13 protein-coding genes and 2 tRNA genes are annotated in these 15161 nt (G+C 56.3%); 14 read left to right on the top strand and 1 reads right to left on the bottom strand.

Translation table 11 applies throughout. From position 1 onward, the window contains the following. The first annotated feature begins 4 nt into the window (after nucleotides 1–4). From dapB to greA, 4 genes are all read left to right on the top strand, one after another. Entirely contained in the window at nucleotides 5–808 is an 804-nt protein-coding gene (dapB, locus tag ACWKWM_RS17905; RefSeq protein ID WP_483847426.1) for a 4-hydroxy-tetrahydrodipicolinate reductase, read from the top strand. A gap of 276 nt (nucleotides 809–1084) precedes the next feature. Further along, nucleotides 1085–2221 (top strand): glutamine-hydrolyzing carbamoyl-phosphate synthase small subunit, encoded by a 1137-nt coding sequence (gene carA, locus ACWKWM_RS17900; RefSeq protein ID WP_483847425.1) that lies wholly within the window; start codon nucleotides 1085–1087, stop codon nucleotides 2219–2221. A gap of 131 nt (nucleotides 2222–2352) precedes the next feature. Next, on the top strand, nucleotides 2353–5574 hold the full coding sequence (carB, locus tag ACWKWM_RS17895; RefSeq protein WP_483847424.1) for a carbamoyl-phosphate synthase large subunit: 3222 nt from the start codon (nucleotides 2353–2355) through the stop codon (nucleotides 5572–5574). Then, nucleotides 5571–6047 (top strand): transcription elongation factor GreA, encoded by a 477-nt coding sequence (gene greA / locus ACWKWM_RS17890; protein WP_483847423.1) that lies wholly within the window; start codon nucleotides 5571–5573, stop codon nucleotides 6045–6047. The genes carB and greA overlap by 4 nt, the downstream gene beginning before the upstream one ends. A gap of 90 nt (nucleotides 6048–6137) precedes the next feature. On the opposite strand, the gene ACWKWM_RS17885 is transcribed toward greA, so the two are convergent. Next, the gene (locus ACWKWM_RS17885) at nucleotides 6138–6446 is read right to left on the bottom strand and encodes a YhbY family RNA-binding protein (RefSeq protein WP_483847422.1); all 309 of its coding nucleotides are present in this window, start codon (nucleotides 6444–6446) and stop codon (nucleotides 6138–6140) included. A 104-nt stretch (nucleotides 6447–6550) separates the two neighbouring features. Between ACWKWM_RS17885 and rlmE the strand changes: the two genes are divergently transcribed. From rlmE to nusA, 10 genes are all read left to right on the top strand, one after another. Next, on the top strand, nucleotides 6551–7201 hold the full coding sequence (rlmE, locus tag ACWKWM_RS17880; RefSeq protein ID WP_268798006.1) for a 23S rRNA (uridine(2552)-2'-O)-methyltransferase RlmE: 651 nt from the start codon (nucleotides 6551–6553) through the stop codon (nucleotides 7199–7201). Nucleotides 7202–7392: 191 nt separating this feature from the next. Further along, nucleotides 7393–9303, top strand: a complete 1911-nt coding sequence (gene ftsH / locus ACWKWM_RS17875; protein WP_483847421.1) for an ATP-dependent zinc metalloprotease FtsH — start codon at nucleotides 7393–7395, stop codon at nucleotides 9301–9303. Nucleotides 9304–9311: 8 nt separating this feature from the next. Next, entirely contained in the window at nucleotides 9312–10163 is an 852-nt protein-coding gene (folP, locus tag ACWKWM_RS17870) for a dihydropteroate synthase (protein ID WP_483847420.1), read from the top strand. A gap of 16 nt (nucleotides 10164–10179) precedes the next feature. Next, nucleotides 10180–11523 carry a phosphoglucosamine mutase gene (glmM, locus tag ACWKWM_RS17865; RefSeq protein WP_483847419.1) on the top strand — a complete coding sequence of 448 codons (1344 nt, stop codon included), beginning with the start codon at nucleotides 10180–10182 and terminating at the stop codon, nucleotides 11521–11523. Between the two features lie 66 nt (nucleotides 11524–11589). Continuing rightward, nucleotides 11590–12345 carry a triose-phosphate isomerase gene (tpiA, locus tag ACWKWM_RS17860; RefSeq protein WP_483847418.1) on the top strand — a complete coding sequence of 252 codons (756 nt, stop codon included), beginning with the start codon at nucleotides 11590–11592 and terminating at the stop codon, nucleotides 12343–12345. Nucleotides 12346–12349: 4 nt separating this feature from the next. After that, nucleotides 12350–12733 carry a preprotein translocase subunit SecG gene (gene secG / locus ACWKWM_RS17855; protein WP_483837984.1) on the top strand — a complete coding sequence of 128 codons (384 nt, stop codon included), beginning with the start codon at nucleotides 12350–12352 and terminating at the stop codon, nucleotides 12731–12733. A 45-nt stretch (nucleotides 12734–12778) separates the two neighbouring features. Next, nucleotides 12779–12864: transfer RNA gene (locus tag ACWKWM_RS17850), tRNA-Leu, on the top strand. Between the two features lie 95 nt (nucleotides 12865–12959). Then, nucleotides 12960–13036: transfer RNA gene (locus ACWKWM_RS17845), tRNA-Met, on the top strand. A gap of 129 nt (nucleotides 13037–13165) precedes the next feature. Beyond that, nucleotides 13166–13624, top strand: coding sequence for a ribosome maturation factor RimP (rimP, locus tag ACWKWM_RS17840; RefSeq protein WP_483847417.1), 459 nt, complete (start codon nucleotides 13166–13168; stop codon nucleotides 13622–13624). Nucleotides 13625–13671: 47 nt separating this feature from the next. Next, nucleotides 13672–15153 carry a transcription termination factor NusA gene (gene nusA, locus ACWKWM_RS17835; protein ID WP_349801219.1) on the top strand — a complete coding sequence of 494 codons (1482 nt, stop codon included), beginning with the start codon at nucleotides 13672–13674 and terminating at the stop codon, nucleotides 15151–15153. Nucleotides 15154–15161: the final 8 nt, after the last annotated feature.

Raw genomic sequence — 15161 nt, 5'->3', positions numbered from 1 at the left:
GCGCATGCGACGTATTGCAGTGATGGGCGCCGCCGGGCGTATGGGCAAGACGCTGATCGAAGCGGTACAGGCAACTCATGGCGCCGGTTTGACCGCCGCTATTGATCGTCCGGACAGCTCGTTGGTAGGTGCTGATGCGGGCGAGCTGGCTGCGTTGGGTCGAATCGGCGTGCCGTTGTCGGGAGATCTGGCAAAAGTTGCGGATGAGTTCGATGTGTTGATCGATTTCACGCATCCGTCAGTGACTCTTAAAAATCTGGCGTTCTGTCGCAAGGCGGGCAAGGCCATGATCATCGGCACGACGGGTTTCAGCGTTGAAGAGAAACAGCGTCTGGTCGAAGCGGGCAAGGATATTCCAATCGTATTCGCGGCCAATTTCAGCGTCGGCGTCAATCTTTGCCTGAAGCTGCTCGACACCGCTGCGCGTGTGCTGGGTGATGATGTTGATATCGAGATCATGGAAGCGCATCACCGCCATAAGGTCGACGCGCCTTCGGGCACGGCGGTGCGTATGGGTGAAGTCATCGCTCAGGCGTTGGGGCGTGATCTGAACGAGGTGGCTGTTTACGGCCGTGAAGGTCAAACCGGTGCTCGTGACCGGCAGACCATTGGTTTCGCCACAGTGCGTGCCGGGGATATCGTCGGCGATCACACCGTGCTGTTCGCGGCAGACGGCGAGCGGGTTGAGATCACGCACAAGGCTTCCAGTCGCATGACGTTCGCCAAGGGCGCTGTTCGTGCCGCGCTATGGCTCGACGGCAAGGCGCCAGGGCTGTACGACATGCAGGACGTGCTGGATTTGCGTTAACACCCGTTGCACGTAACATTGCGGGCAGATCAGGTGTTTTCCCTGTATCCTGCCCGCAGTTTTGAACCGCTACGCGATGTCCTGTCGCAGTCCATGGCCCCCTCGGCGTTTTAGCGGTGGATTAAAAAGACCTCTTTCTGTAAGCTACAGCTTTAGTGTGTCCACTAAAAGCGCGCAGATAATTCGATGAAAAAAAGCGGGGTGACGTGTCTATACGTCATTCCGCTTTTTTACAACCTGCGAACGCCCTTTCAGGCTTTATTACGGGAGGTCTTCTTGACTAAGCCAGCCATACTCGCCCTTGCTGATGGCAGCATTTTTCGTGGCGAAGCCATTGGAGCCGACGGTCAAACCGTTGGTGAGGTGGTGTTTAACACCGCCATGACCGGCTATCAGGAAATCCTTACCGATCCTTCCTATGCCAAGCAAATCGTAACCCTGACCTATCCGCACATTGGCAACACCGGCACCACGCCGGAAGACGCCGAGTCTGATCGTGTCTGGTCGGCTGGCCTGGTTATTCGGGATCTGCCGCTGGTTGCCAGCAACTGGCGCAACAAAATGTCCTTGGCTGATTACTTGAAAGCCAATAACACCGTCGCGATCGCTGGCATCGACACCCGCCGCCTGACCCGCATTCTGCGTGAGAAAGGTGCGCAAAACGGCTGCATCATGGCCGGCGACAATATCTCCGAAGAGGCCGCGATTGCTGCGGCTCGTGGATTCCCTGGCCTGAAGGGCATGGACCTGGCGAAAGAAGTCAGCACCCAGAAGAGCTACGAATGGCGTTCAAGTGTTTGGGAATTGAAGACCGACACCAGCCCTGAAATCGCTGCTGCTGATTTGAAATACCACGTGGTCGCCTATGACTACGGCGTCAAACTGAACATCCTGCGCATGCTCGTTGCTCGCGGTTGCCGCGTGACGGTCGTCCCGGCGCAGACCCCTGCCAATGAAGTCCTTGCGCTCAAGCCCGATGGCGTATTCCTGTCCAACGGTCCGGGTGATCCGGAACCATGCGACTACGCCATCCAGGCGATCAAGGACGTGCTGGAGACCGACGTTCCGGTGTTCGGCATCTGCCTTGGTCACCAGTTGCTGGCCCTTGCTTCCGGCGCGCGGACCATCAAAATGGACCTCGGCCACCACGGCGCTAACCACCCGGTTCAGGATCTGGACACCGGTATCGTCATGATCACCAGCCAGAACCACGGTTTTGCGGTGGACGAAGCGACGCTGCCAAGCAACGTTCGGGCGATTCACAAATCGCTGTTCGACGGCAGCCTTCAAGGCATCGAACGTACCGATAAGGACGCTTTCAGCTTCCAGGGTCACCCTGAAGCGAGCCCTGGCCCGACTGACGTCGCGCCGCTGTTTGATCGTTTTATCACGGCAATGGCCAAGCGCCGCTAATAGGCTGGCTCGACCATAGTGAGCAGGTGACGTTGGCGCGCTGGATGACTTCGGTCCAGCGAGCCCGCCCAGCTACCGCAGAGAATGTTTAAGACGGCTTGCCGACTGACATAGGATTTGAGTGACAACCCATGCCAAAACGTACAGACATTAAAAGTATCCTGATTCTCGGCGCCGGCCCCATCGTGATTGGCCAAGCCTGCGAATTCGACTACTCCGGCGCCCAGGCCTGCAAGGCTCTGCGCGAGGAGGGTTACCGCGTCATTCTGGTCAACTCCAATCCGGCCACCATCATGACCGATCCGGACATGGCGGACGCGACCTACATTGAGCCGATCAAGTGGCAGACCGTTGCCAAAATCATTGAAAAAGAACGTCCTGACGCTCTGCTGCCAACCATGGGCGGCCAGACGGCACTGAACTGTGCACTGGATCTGGAGCGCGAAGGCGTTCTGGAGAAGTTCGGCGTAGAGATGATTGGCGCCAACGCTGACACCATCGACAAGGCTGAAGACCGTTCGCGCTTCGACAAAGCGATGAAGTCCATTGGCCTCGATTGCCCGCGTTCTGGCATCGCGCACACGATGGAAGAGTCGTACGCGGTCCTTGAGAAACTTGGCTTTCCTTGCATCATCCGTCCGTCGTTCACCATGGGCGGCACAGGCGGCGGTATCGCTTACAACCGTGAAGAATTCGAAGAGATCTGCACCCGTGGTCTGGACTTGTCTCCAACCAAAGAGCTGCTGATCGACGAATCCCTGATCGGCTGGAAAGAATATGAGATGGAAGTTGTCCGTGACAAAAAGGACAACTGCATCATCGTCTGCTCCATCGAAAACTTCGACCCAATGGGCGTGCATACCGGTGACTCCATCACTGTTGCGCCAGCGCAGACGCTGACCGACAAGGAATACCAGATCATGCGTAACGCCTCGCTGGCGGTACTGCGCGAGATCGGCGTTGAAACCGGCGGTTCGAACGTTCAGTTCGGTATCTGCCCTGACACTGGCCGCATGGTCGTGATCGAGATGAACCCGCGTGTTTCGCGTTCATCGGCCCTGGCTTCCAAAGCGACCGGCTTCCCGATCGCCCGCGTTGCCGCCAAGCTGGCCATCGGTTACACCCTGGACGAGCTGCAAAACGAAATCACCGGTGGCAAGACTCCGGCATCGTTCGAGCCGTCTATCGATTACGTCGTCACCAAGCTGCCACGCTTTGCGTTCGAAAAATTCCCGAAAGCAGACGCCCGCCTGACCACTCAGATGAAGTCGGTTGGCGAAGTAATGGCCATCGGTCGCACTTTTCAGGAATCTCTGCAGAAAGCACTGCGCGGCCTGGAAGTCGGTGTGAGCGGTCTTGATCCGAAGCTGGATCTGAGCAATCCGGACAGCATGAGCGTGCTCAAGCGCGAATTGACTGTGCCGGGCGCTGAGCGCATCTGGTACGTTGCTGATGCCTTCCGCGCTGGCATGACGGTTGAGCAGATCTTCAGCATGAACATGATCGATCCTTGGTTCCTGGTGCAGATCGAAGATCTGATCAAGGACGAGGAAAAGGTCAAGACGCTGGGCCTGTCGAGCATCGACCGCGACCTGATGTATCGCCTCAAACGCAAAGGTTTCTCTGACTCTCGTCTGGCCAAGCTGCTGGGTGTGACCGAGAAAAACCTGCGCACTCATCGCCACAAGCTTGAAGTGTTCCCGGTCTACAAGCGCGTCGACACCTGCGCGGCCGAGTTCGCCACCGACACTGCGTACATGTACTCCACGTACGAAGAAGAGTGCGAAGCCAACCCGACAACCCGCGACAAGATCATGATCCTGGGTGGCGGTCCGAACCGCATCGGTCAGGGTATCGAGTTTGACTACTGCTGCGTTCACGCCGCATTGGCGCTACGTGAAGACGGGTACGAGACCATCATGGTCAACTGCAACCCGGAAACCGTATCGACTGATTACGACACATCGGATCGCCTGTACTTCGAGCCAGTGACCCTGGAAGACGTGCTGGAAATCGTGCGCGTCGAGAAGCCAAAAGGCGTAATCGTTCAGTACGGCGGTCAAACCCCGCTGAAACTGGCGCGTGCCCTTGAAGCCGCTGGCGTGCCGATCATTGGCACCAGCCCTGACGCCATCGACCGTGCAGAAGACCGCGAGCGCTTCCAGCAAATGGTTGAGCGTCTGAACCTGCGTCAGCCGCCAAATGCCACTGTGCGTAGCGAAGACGAAGCCATTCGCGCTGCAGCCAAGATCGGCTACCCGCTGGTGGTGCGTCCGTCCTATGTTTTGGGCGGCCGTGCGATGGAAATCGTCTACGAAGAAGACGAGCTCAAGCGCTACCTGCGCGAAGCTGTTCAGGTATCCAACGACAGTCCGGTGCTGCTGGATCACTTCCTTAACTGCGCAATCGAAATGGATGTGGATGCGGTTTGCGACGGCACTGATGTGGTGATTGGCGCGATCATGCAGCACATTGAGCAGGCTGGCGTTCACTCCGGTGACTCCGCGTGTTCCCTGCCGCCGTATTCGCTGCCTGCACACATCCAGGACGAAATGCGTGAGCAGGTTAAGAAGATGGCTCTTGAGCTGGGCGTTGTCGGTCTCATGAACGTACAGTTGGCGCTGCAAGGCGAAGACATTTACGTCATCGAAGTGAATCCGCGTGCATCCCGCACCGTGCCGTTCGTGTCCAAGTGCATCGGTGTTTCCCTGGCGATGATTGCTGCCCGCGTCATGGCTGGCAAAACGTTGAAGGAAATCGGCTTCACCAAAGAAATCATTCCCAACTTCTACAGCGTGAAGGAAGCTGTCTTCCCGTTCGCGAAGTTCCCGGGTGTCGACCCGATCCTGGGCCCAGAGATGAAGTCCACCGGTGAGGTCATGGGTGTGGGCGATACCTTCGGCGAAGCGTTTGCCAAGGCTCAAATGGGTGCCAGTGAGTTGCTGCCGACGGGTGGCACCGCTTTCATCAGCGTGCGTGATGACGACAAGCCACTGGTTGAGGGTGTCGCTCGTGACCTGATCAATCTGGGCTTCGAAATTGTGGCCACCGCTGGCACTGCGCGCTTGATCGAAGCTGCGGGCCTGAAGGTTCGCCGCGTGAACAAGGTGACTGAAGGCCGTCCGCACGTCGTCGATATGATCAAGAACGACGAAGTCACCTTGATCATCAACACTACTGAAGGTCGGCAGTCGATTGCCGATTCCTACTCTATCCGCCGCAATGCCTTGCAGCACAAGATTTACTGCACGACTACCATCGCTGCTGGCGAAGCAATCTGCGAGGCGCTGAAATTCGGTCCTGAAAAAACCGTACGTCGCTTGCAGGATCTACATGCAGGGTTGAAGGCATGATCAAGTATCCAATGACTCTCCAGGGCGCGAAAGCCCTGGAAGAAGAGCACGCTCATCTGACCAAGGTCGTTCGTCCGAAGCTTAGCCAGGACATCGGCACTGCCCGCGAGCTGGGCGACTTGAAGGAAAACGCCGAATACCATGCTGCCCGCGAGCAGCAGGGTATGGTCGAAGCGCGTATCCGTGACATCGAAGGCCGCATGCAGAATGCCCAAGTCATCGACGTCAGTGCGATCCCGCACACCGGCAAGGTGATTTTCGGCACGACTGTGGAGATCGCCAACGTCGAAACCGACGACCGCGTGACCTACCAGATCGTTGGCGAGGATGAAGCTGATATCAAGCTAGGCAAGATATCTGTCGGTTCTCCGATCGCGCGTGCATTGATCGCTAAGGAAGAAGGTGACGTCGTCGTGGTGAAAACCCCGAGCGGTGTCATTGAGTATGAAATCGTGGAAGTGCGCCACATTTGATAGCAGCGCCCGCCTTGCGCGGGTGCTATTTCGGGCTGCCAGATCTGTATGAAACTGGCGGCCCGATGTCGCGGATACAGCAAGCAGCTGTCAGGCGAAGCGGTGTACGTTGGACAGCTGCTTGTTTACCTTGGCGTTCTTGCGATAGATGAGCGCCATTTTGCCGATGACCTGCACCAGATCCGCATGACCGGCCTTGCACAATTGTGCAATGGATTCCAGGCGGCTCTCGCGATCGAGGATGTTGAGCTTGATCTTGATCAGCTCGTGATCGCTCAGTGCGCGTTCCAGTTCGGCTAACACACCTTCAGTCAGACCATTGTCAGCCACAGTCAACACCGGTTTCAGATGGTGGCCAATGGATTTGTACTGTTTCTTCTGCTCTTGTGTGAGCGGCATAATCTGACCTCTGCGTCTGATCTTGTAAAAAGCGGCGGCCAGTTTACCCGAGCGAGTCCGGGACCGCCCAGTTAATCGCGACTCGTCCAATTTTGAGGTGCTACGTGGCCCGTTCCAAAACCAGTCATAACTGGCTCAAAGAGCATTTCGACGACAAGTACGTCAAAATGGCGCAGAAAGATGGCTACCGTTCGCGCGCCAGTTACAAGCTGCTCGAGATCCAGGAAAAAGACAAAATCATTCGCCCCGGCATGACCGTTATTGACCTCGGCGCTGCCCCGGGTGGGTGGTCTCAAGTGACCAGTCGTCTGATTGGTGGGCAGGGGAGACTGATCGCTTCCGACATTCTGGAGATGGACAGCATCCCTGATGTGACCTTTATTCAGGGGGATTTCACCGAAGACGCCGTCCTTGCTCAAATACTTGAGGCTGTGGGTAATACACAGGTAGACCTTGTGATTTCCGATATGGCCCCCAATATGAGTGGACTGAGCGCTGTCGACATGCCGCGTGCAATGTTTCTTTGCGAATTGGCACTCGATCTCGCCGGACGGGTTTTGCGGCCCGGTGGTGATTTTCTGATCAAGGTCTTCCAGGGTGAAGGCTTTGACGTGTACCACAAGGACATCCGCAAGCTGTTTGACAAGGTCCAGATGCGCAAGCCTCTGTCGTCACGTGATCGCTCCCGCGAGCAGTATCTGCTGGGACGTGGTTTCCGGGGTATCGAAGGATCTGCAAGCGTCGAGCGACTTTGATGTAAGGCCATAGCTTTTTTTGAATGGCTTTATTGTCGGAGCATTCTCAAGATCTTGTAGTCAAAGTTTCACAAAGGGTTACAGACGCCGCCTGCCACGCCTGTAGGATCTGTAGTAAGTTAGGCCGGTGAATATCATGCGAGGCACGTTCCAGCCTGGGGCTTGTTTCAGAGGGTAGCTAATTGAACGATATGGCAAAGAATTTGATCCTGTGGTTGATCATCGCTGCCGTCCTTGTGACGGTGATGAACAACTTCTCCAGCCCGAACGAGCCGCAGACCCTCAACTACTCTGAGTTCATCCAGCAGGTGAAGGATGGCAAGGTCGAGAAAGTTGCCGTTGACGGTTACGTCATCACGGGCAAACGCAGCGACGGCGACTCCTTCAAGACTATTCGTCCGGCTATCCAGGACAACGGTCTGATCGGTGATCTGGTCGATAACAACGTAGTGATCGAGGGCAAGCAGCCTGAGCAGCAAAGCATCTGGACTCAGTTGCTTGTTGCCAGCTTCCCGATCCTGGTAATCATCGCGGTCTTCATGTTCTTTATGCGCCAGATGCAAGGCGGTGCAGGGGGCAAAGGTGGACCGATGAGTTTCGGCAAGAGCAAAGCACGCTTGCTCTCCGAAGATCAGGTTAAAACTACCCTTGGTGACGTTGCAGGGTGCGACGAGGCTAAGGAAGAGGTTGGCGAGCTCGTTGAGTTCCTCCGCGATCCGGGCAAGTTCCAGCGATTGGGTGGGCGCATTCCACGCGGCGTGCTGATGGTCGGCCCTCCGGGTACCGGTAAAACGCTTTTGGCTAAGGCCATCGCTGGCGAAGCCAAGGTGCCGTTTTTCACTATCTCCGGTTCTGACTTCGTCGAAATGTTTGTAGGTGTCGGCGCAAGCCGCGTCCGTGACATGTTCGAACAAGCAAAAAAACATGCGCCGTGCATCATTTTCATTGACGAAATCGACGCCGTCGGTCGCCATCGTGGCGCCGGCATGGGCGGCGGTCACGATGAGCGTGAGCAGACTCTTAACCAGTTGCTGGTTGAGATGGACGGCTTTGAAATGAACGATGGCATCATCGTGATTGCGGCAACCAACCGTCCTGACGTGCTCGACCCGGCATTGCTGCGTCCAGGTCGTTTCGACCGTCAGGTTGTCGTGGGTCTGCCAGACATTCGTGGTCGTGAGCAGATTCTGAAAGTCCATATGCGCAAAGTGCCAATGGGTGACGATGTTGCTCCAGCGGTTATTGCGCGTGGTACGCCTGGTTTCTCCGGTGCGGACTTAGCTAATCTGGTCAACGAAGCCTCGCTGTTCGCCGCTCGTACCGGCAAGCGCATTGTTGAGATGAAAGAGTTTGAGCTGGCCAAAGACAAAATCATGATGGGCGCCGAGCGCAAGTCGATGGTGATGTCTGAGAAGGAAAAGCAGAACACCGCTTATCACGAAGCAGGTCATGCGATCGTCGGTCGCGTTGTGCCTGAGCACGACCCGGTTTACAAGGTCTCGATCATTCCGCGCGGCCGCGCACTGGGTGTGACGATGTTCCTTCCGGAAGAGGATCGCTACAGTCTGTCCAAGCGTGCGCTGATCAGTCAGATCTGCTCACTCTATGGCGGTCGTATTGCTGAAGAGATGACTCTTGGTTTCGACGGTGTGACTACGGGTGCATCGAACGACATCATGCGTGCCAGTCAGATCGCACGGAACATGGTCACCAAGTGGGGCCTTTCGGAGAAGCTCGGTCCTCTGATGTATTCCGAAGACGAAGAAGGTGGCTACCTGGGTCGTGGCGGTGGTGGTCAGACGGCAAGTCTGTCGGCTGATACTGCGCGTCTCATCGACTCCGAAGTACGCAGCATCATTGATCAATGCTACGGCACCGCCAAGCAGATCCTCACGGACAATCGCGACAAGCTGGATGCAATGGCTGATGCCCTGATGAAGTACGAAACCATCGATGCCGAGCAAATCGACGACATCATGGCTGGCCGTGCTCCTCGCGAGCCGCGTGATTGGGAAGGTGGCTCGGGTACCTCTGGTACGCCGACTGCCCCTGTTGGTCCCCGTCCGGAAACTCCGATTGGCGGCCCCGCTGCTGATCACTAGGGCTTGATATGACTTCTGCGCTGTACCCAACCCGGTTGCCTTGCGGCAACCGGGTTCTTGATTTAACCCATACGCATGTTATGGGTATCCTGAATATCACTCCCGACTCCTTCTCCGACGGCGGCCGCTTTGCTCAGCGGGATGCGGCGTTGCGTCATGCGGCGGCGATGGTGGCCGCAGGCGCGACGCTGATAGATGTCGGCGGCGAATCAACTCGACCTGGTGCTCACTCGGTATCTCCGCTCGAAGAGCTAGAGCGCGTCGGGCCCATTGTCGAAGCGATTCATCTGGAGCTTGATGTCGTTATCTCTGTGGATACATCGACGCCAGCCGTGATTCGCGAAGCAGCGCGCCTGGGCGCCGGCTTGATCAATGACGTCCGTTCGCTGCGCCGCGAAGGTGCTCTGGACGCTGCTGTAGCCACCGGATTGCCGGTGTGTTTGATGCACATGCAAGGCGAGCCGACCGATATGCAGGACGATCCTCATTACGAGGACCTGGTAGTCGAGGTGAGTGCATTTTTGCGCGATCGTATGGCGGACTGCGTCGCGGCGGGGATTGATCGTGAGAAAATCATCCTTGATCCCGGGTTTGGCTTTGCCAAGACGCTGGACCATAATCTGAGCCTATTCAAGCATATGCAGGCGCTTCACGCGCTTGGCCGTCCGTTGCTGGTCGGCGTGTCGCGCAAGAGCATGATAGGCAAGGTGCTTGATCGTCCGGTAACTGAGCGCCTGTCTGGTGGCCTTGCGCTAGCTGCAATGGCGATGATTCAGGGCGCACGAATCCTGCGTGTGCACGATGTCGCCGAGACCGTCGACGTGGTGCGCATGATTGCCGCTGTTGAATCGGCAAAATAAGAACGATGGAGTCTCCATGAGCACCAAAAAATATTTCGGTACCGACGGCATACGCGGTCGTGTTGGCCAGTTTCCGATTACGCCTGACTTCATGCTCAAGCTCGGCTGGGCGGCCGGCATGGCTTTCCGCAAGATGGGTGCATGCCGGATTCTTGTTGGCAAAGACACCCGAATCTCGGGCTACATGTTTGAGTCAGCGTTAGAGGCAGGGCTTTCGGCGGCCGGAGCGGACGTAATGCTGCTTGGCCCGATGCCGACACCTGCCATCGCCTACCTGACTCGTACCTTTCATGCCGAAGCCGGCATCGTGATCAGCGCTTCGCACAACCCACACTACGACAACGGTATCAAATTCTTCTCGGGGCAGGGCACCAAGCTCCCGGACGAAATCGAGATGATGATCGAAGAGTTGCTCGATGCGCCGATGACCGTTGCCGAGTCAGAAAAGCTAGGCAAGGTCTCTCGAATCAACGATGCCGCTGGTCGCTACATCGAGTTCTGCAAAAGCAGCGTTCCGACCAGTACCGATTTCGCGGGCCTGAAGCTGGTCATCGATTGCGCCCACGGGGCCACCTACAAAGTAGCGCCGAATGTCTTTCGGGAGTTGGGCGCTCAGGTCACTGTCCTCTCGGCAGCGCCCAACGGCTTGAACATCAATGAAGATTGCGGTTCGACCCATATGGGAGCGCTTCAGGCTGCGGTAGTGGCTGAGAAGGCTGATATGGGTATCGGTTTCGATGGCGACGGTGATCGGGTCCTGATGGTGGACCACACGGGCGCAATAGTTGATGGGGATGACCTGCTATTCATCATCGCCCGTGATCTCCATGAGCGTGGTCGTTTGCAAGGTGGCGTCGTCGGAACGTTGATGAGCAATCTAGGCCTTGAGCTTGCTTTGGGCGAATTGAATATTCCGTTCGTGCGCGCCAATGTTGGCGACCGCTATGTGATTGCCGAGCTCTTGGAGCGCAACTGGCAGGTGGGTGGGGAAAACTCCGGACACATCGTCTGCTTCCAGCACACCACCACGGGCGATGCCATCATTGCAGCGCTGCAGGTATTGCTGGCGCTGAGGCGCAGTGGCGAGTCTCTTGCGCATTCGCGGCAGGCGTTGCGCAAATGTCCACAGGTCCTGGTCAATGTGCGCTTCCGTGGCGGTGACGTTGATCCGATATCGCATCCGGCAATCATAGCGGCGTGCGACCGCGTAACGGCTGCCATGGGGGGGCGTGGTCGCGTTCTGCTGCGCAAGTCAGGAACCGAGCCGCTGGTGCGGGTCATGGTCGAAGGAGAAGACCAGGCGCAGGTCAGCGGTTATGCCGATGAGTTGGCAAAACTGGTTACTGAAATTTGCGCCTGAATTCGGCTTGCCAGTGTTGAAACTGTTGGGTAACATCTGCGCCCACTTTGACCGACGAGGTACAGCATGCGTCGCCCTATGGTAGCTGGTAACTGGAAAATGCACGGTACCCGCGCCAGCGTCGCTGAGCTGATCGAGGGTCTTGGTAATTTGTCCCTCCCTGGCGGTGTTGATATCGCGGTTTTTCCGTCGAGTTTGCATATAGAGCAAGTGGTGGGTGGATTGCACGGCAGATCAATTCTTGTCGGTGGTCAAAACTGCGCGCACGAAGCAGGGCAGGGTGCTTTGACCGGTGAGGTCTCCCCTAGCCAGTTGGTTGATGCAGGTTGCAAGCTGGTACTTGTGGGTCATTCTGAGCGTCGCCAGATAATGGGTGAGCGCAATGAGGTTTTGAATCGCAAGTTTGCTGCAGCTCAAGCGAGTGGTCTTACTCCTGTGCTCTGCATCGGTGAGACCCTCGAAGAGCGTGAGGCTGGCAAGACTCTCGATGTTGTTGGTCAGCAGCTTGATAGCATCATTGAAGAGCTTGGCATTGATGCGCTTGTTAATGCGGTAATCGCGTACGAGCCGGTCTGGGCCATTGGCACCGGGCTGACTGCATCCCCACAACAGGCTCAAGACGTGCACGCAGCTATTCGTGCGCAGTTGGCAGAAGAGAATGCTGAAGTCGCACAAGGCGTGCGGCTTCTTTATGGCGGCAGCGTGAAGGCGGCCAATGCGGCTGAACTGTTCGGCATGCCGGATATCGATGGGGGGCTCATTGGTGGTGCCTCCCTGAATGCAGATGAGTTCGGTGCGATTATTCGCGCCGCGGGAAACTGAAAAAATGCTGGAAACAGTCGTAGTCGTTTTTCATCTGCTGGGTGCTTTGGGCGTTGTTGCCCTTGTATTGCTACAGCAGGGTAAAGGTGCGGACGCTGGTGCGTCTTTCGGAGCAGGTGCGTCAAATACTGTATTCGGCGGACAAGGTTCCTCTACCTTTCTCAGTAAATTTACTGCTATACTCGCGGCCTGTTTTTTCATAACCAGCTTGGGGTTAGGTTACTTTGCTAAAGAGAAGGCTCATCAGCTGACTCAAGTAGGTTTGCCAGATCCAGCGGTACTTGAAGTAAAGCAAAAGCCGGCAGCAGATGATGTTCCGGTGCTCGAAGGGCAACAGAAACCAGCCGCTGTTCCAGCTGACGTTCCTCAAGCTCCGCAGCAGAAGTAACACAGGATTCGTAGCTGATTTTGGGGCTGCAAAAAGAGTTGTAATGCCGAGGTGGTGGAATTGGTAGACACGCAACCTTGAGGTGGTTGTGCCCATAGGGTGTAGGGGTTCGAGTCCCCTTCTCGGTACCAATTAACAAGCTAGCCCGCACATGCGGGCTTTCTTGTAGGTGGATGTTCGATTGATTCTTTAGGGGATCAGCCGTATACTTCCGCCCCAGCTTTGTCGCGGGGTGGAGCAGTCTGGTAGCTCGTCGGGCTCATAACCCGAAGGTCGTTGGTTCAAATCCAGCCCCCGCAACCAGTTTTAGCGGAGCCCCTTTTTAGGGGCTTTTTGTTAGCTGGACACTTATTACGCCGCTTTTCGACGGCGTTTCATTGATGGGCGCTTTGCCCATTTTTTTATTTGCACAGCGTGCACGAGGGGGTTCAGGTGTCGAGCAAGCTAGAACAGTTGCAGGCCTTGTTGGTCCCGGTGGTCGAAGGTCTTGGCTATCAATGTTGGGGGATCGAATACGTCTCCCAGGGCCGACATTCACTGCTGCGTATTTATATCGATAAAGAAGAAGGCGTTCTGGTTGAAGACTGTGCAGTTGTCAGTCGCCAGCTCAGCGGCATTCTGGATGTCGAAGATCCGATCAGCGCTGAATATACGCTTGAGGTTTCTTCTCCTGGCATGGATCGCCCGCTGTTCACAATTGAACAGTTTGCTTTGCACGCCGGGGCACAAGTGAAGATAAAGCTGCGCTCGCCCTTCGATGGCCGACGTAACTTTCAGGGCCTTCTCCGCGGGGTGGAGGAGCAGGACGTCGTGGTGCAAGTTGAGGACCACGAATACCTGTTGCCGATCGATCAGATCGACAAAGCCAACATTATTCCCACGTTTGACTGAGACGCGGATCCCGCGGATCCAATGGCTTGCGAAAGGCGAGGCGTACGATGAGCAAAGAAGTACTGCTGGTTGTTGAGTCGGTATCCAATGAAAAAGGCGTACCGGCGAGTGTAATTTTCGAAGCGTTGGAGCTGGCCTTGGCCACTGCTACCAAAAAACGTTTCGAAGACGAAGTTGAACTGCGTGTGGAAATCAATCGCCAGACCGGTAACTACGAAACTTTCCGTCGCTGGACGGTTGTCGAAGACGAAGACCTCGATGATCCGGCCTACGAGTTGGCTGTTGATCAAGCCCAGGAGAAAAAACCTGGCGCGGTGGCTGGCGATCTGATCGAAGAGAAGATCGACTCCATCGAGTTCGGCCGCATCGCTGCGCAAACCGCTAAACAGGTCATTGTGCAGAAGGTTCGCGAAGCCGAGCGCGCTCAGGTAGTCGATGCCTATCGCGAGCGTGTCAACGAAATCATTTCGGGCACTGTTAAAAAAGTTACACGTGACAATGTCATCGTCGACTTGGGTAACAATGCCGAAGCATTGCTAGCACGTGAGGACATCATTTCGCGGGAGACTTTCCGTGTTGGTGTTCGTGTGCGTGCATTGCTGAAAGAAATCCGCACCGAGAACCGTGGCCCTCAGTTGATTCTGTCGCGTACCGCGCCTGAGATGCTGATCGAGCTGTTCCGAATCGAAGTTCCTGAAATCGCTGAAGGCCTCATCGAAGTGATGGCTGCCTCTCGTGATCCGGGTTCGCGTGCAAAAATCGCCGTTCGCTCCAAGGACAAACGTATCGACCCGCAAGGTGCCTGTATCGGCATGCGCGGTTCTCGCGTTCAGGCTGTATCCGGGGAGTTGGGTGGCGAGCGTGTGGATATCGTGCTGTGGGACGACAACCCGGCGCAGTTTGTGATCAACGCAATGTCGCCGGCTGAAGTTGCCGCGATCATCGTTGATGAAGATGCCCATGCCATGGACATCGCTGTAGGCGCAGATAATCTGGCCCAGGCGATTGGCCGTGGTGGTCAGAACGTGCGTTTGGCCAGTCAGTTGACTGGCTGGACATTGAACGTGATGACCGAATCGGACATCCAGGCTAAGCAGCAAGCAGAAACCGGTGACATCCTGCGCAACTTCATCGACGAGCTGGAAGTCGACGAAGATTTGGCACAGGTGCTGGTTGATGAAGGTTTCACCAGTCTGGAAGAAATTGCCTACGTACCCGTGGAAGAGATGCTCAACATCGACGGCTTTGACGAAGATACCGTCAACGAGCTTCGCGCTCGGGCCAAGGATCGTTTGTTGACCAAAGCCATTGCTACAGAGGAAAAGCTGGCAGACGCCCATCCGGCCGAAGACCTGCTCTCGCTTGAGGGCATGGACAAGGATTTGGCGATGGAACTGGCGGTGCGCGGCGTAGTTACCCGCGAAGACCTGGCCGAGCAGTCTATTGACGACCTGCTCGACATCGACGGCATTGACGATGATCGTGCCGGCAAGTTGATCATGGCCGCCCGAGCCCACTGGTTCGAGTAATTAGGCGC

The sequence above is a fragment of the Pseudomonas rosaeacicularis genome (assembly GCF_057128745.1).
This window is presented reverse-complemented; position numbering and strand designations above follow the sequence as displayed.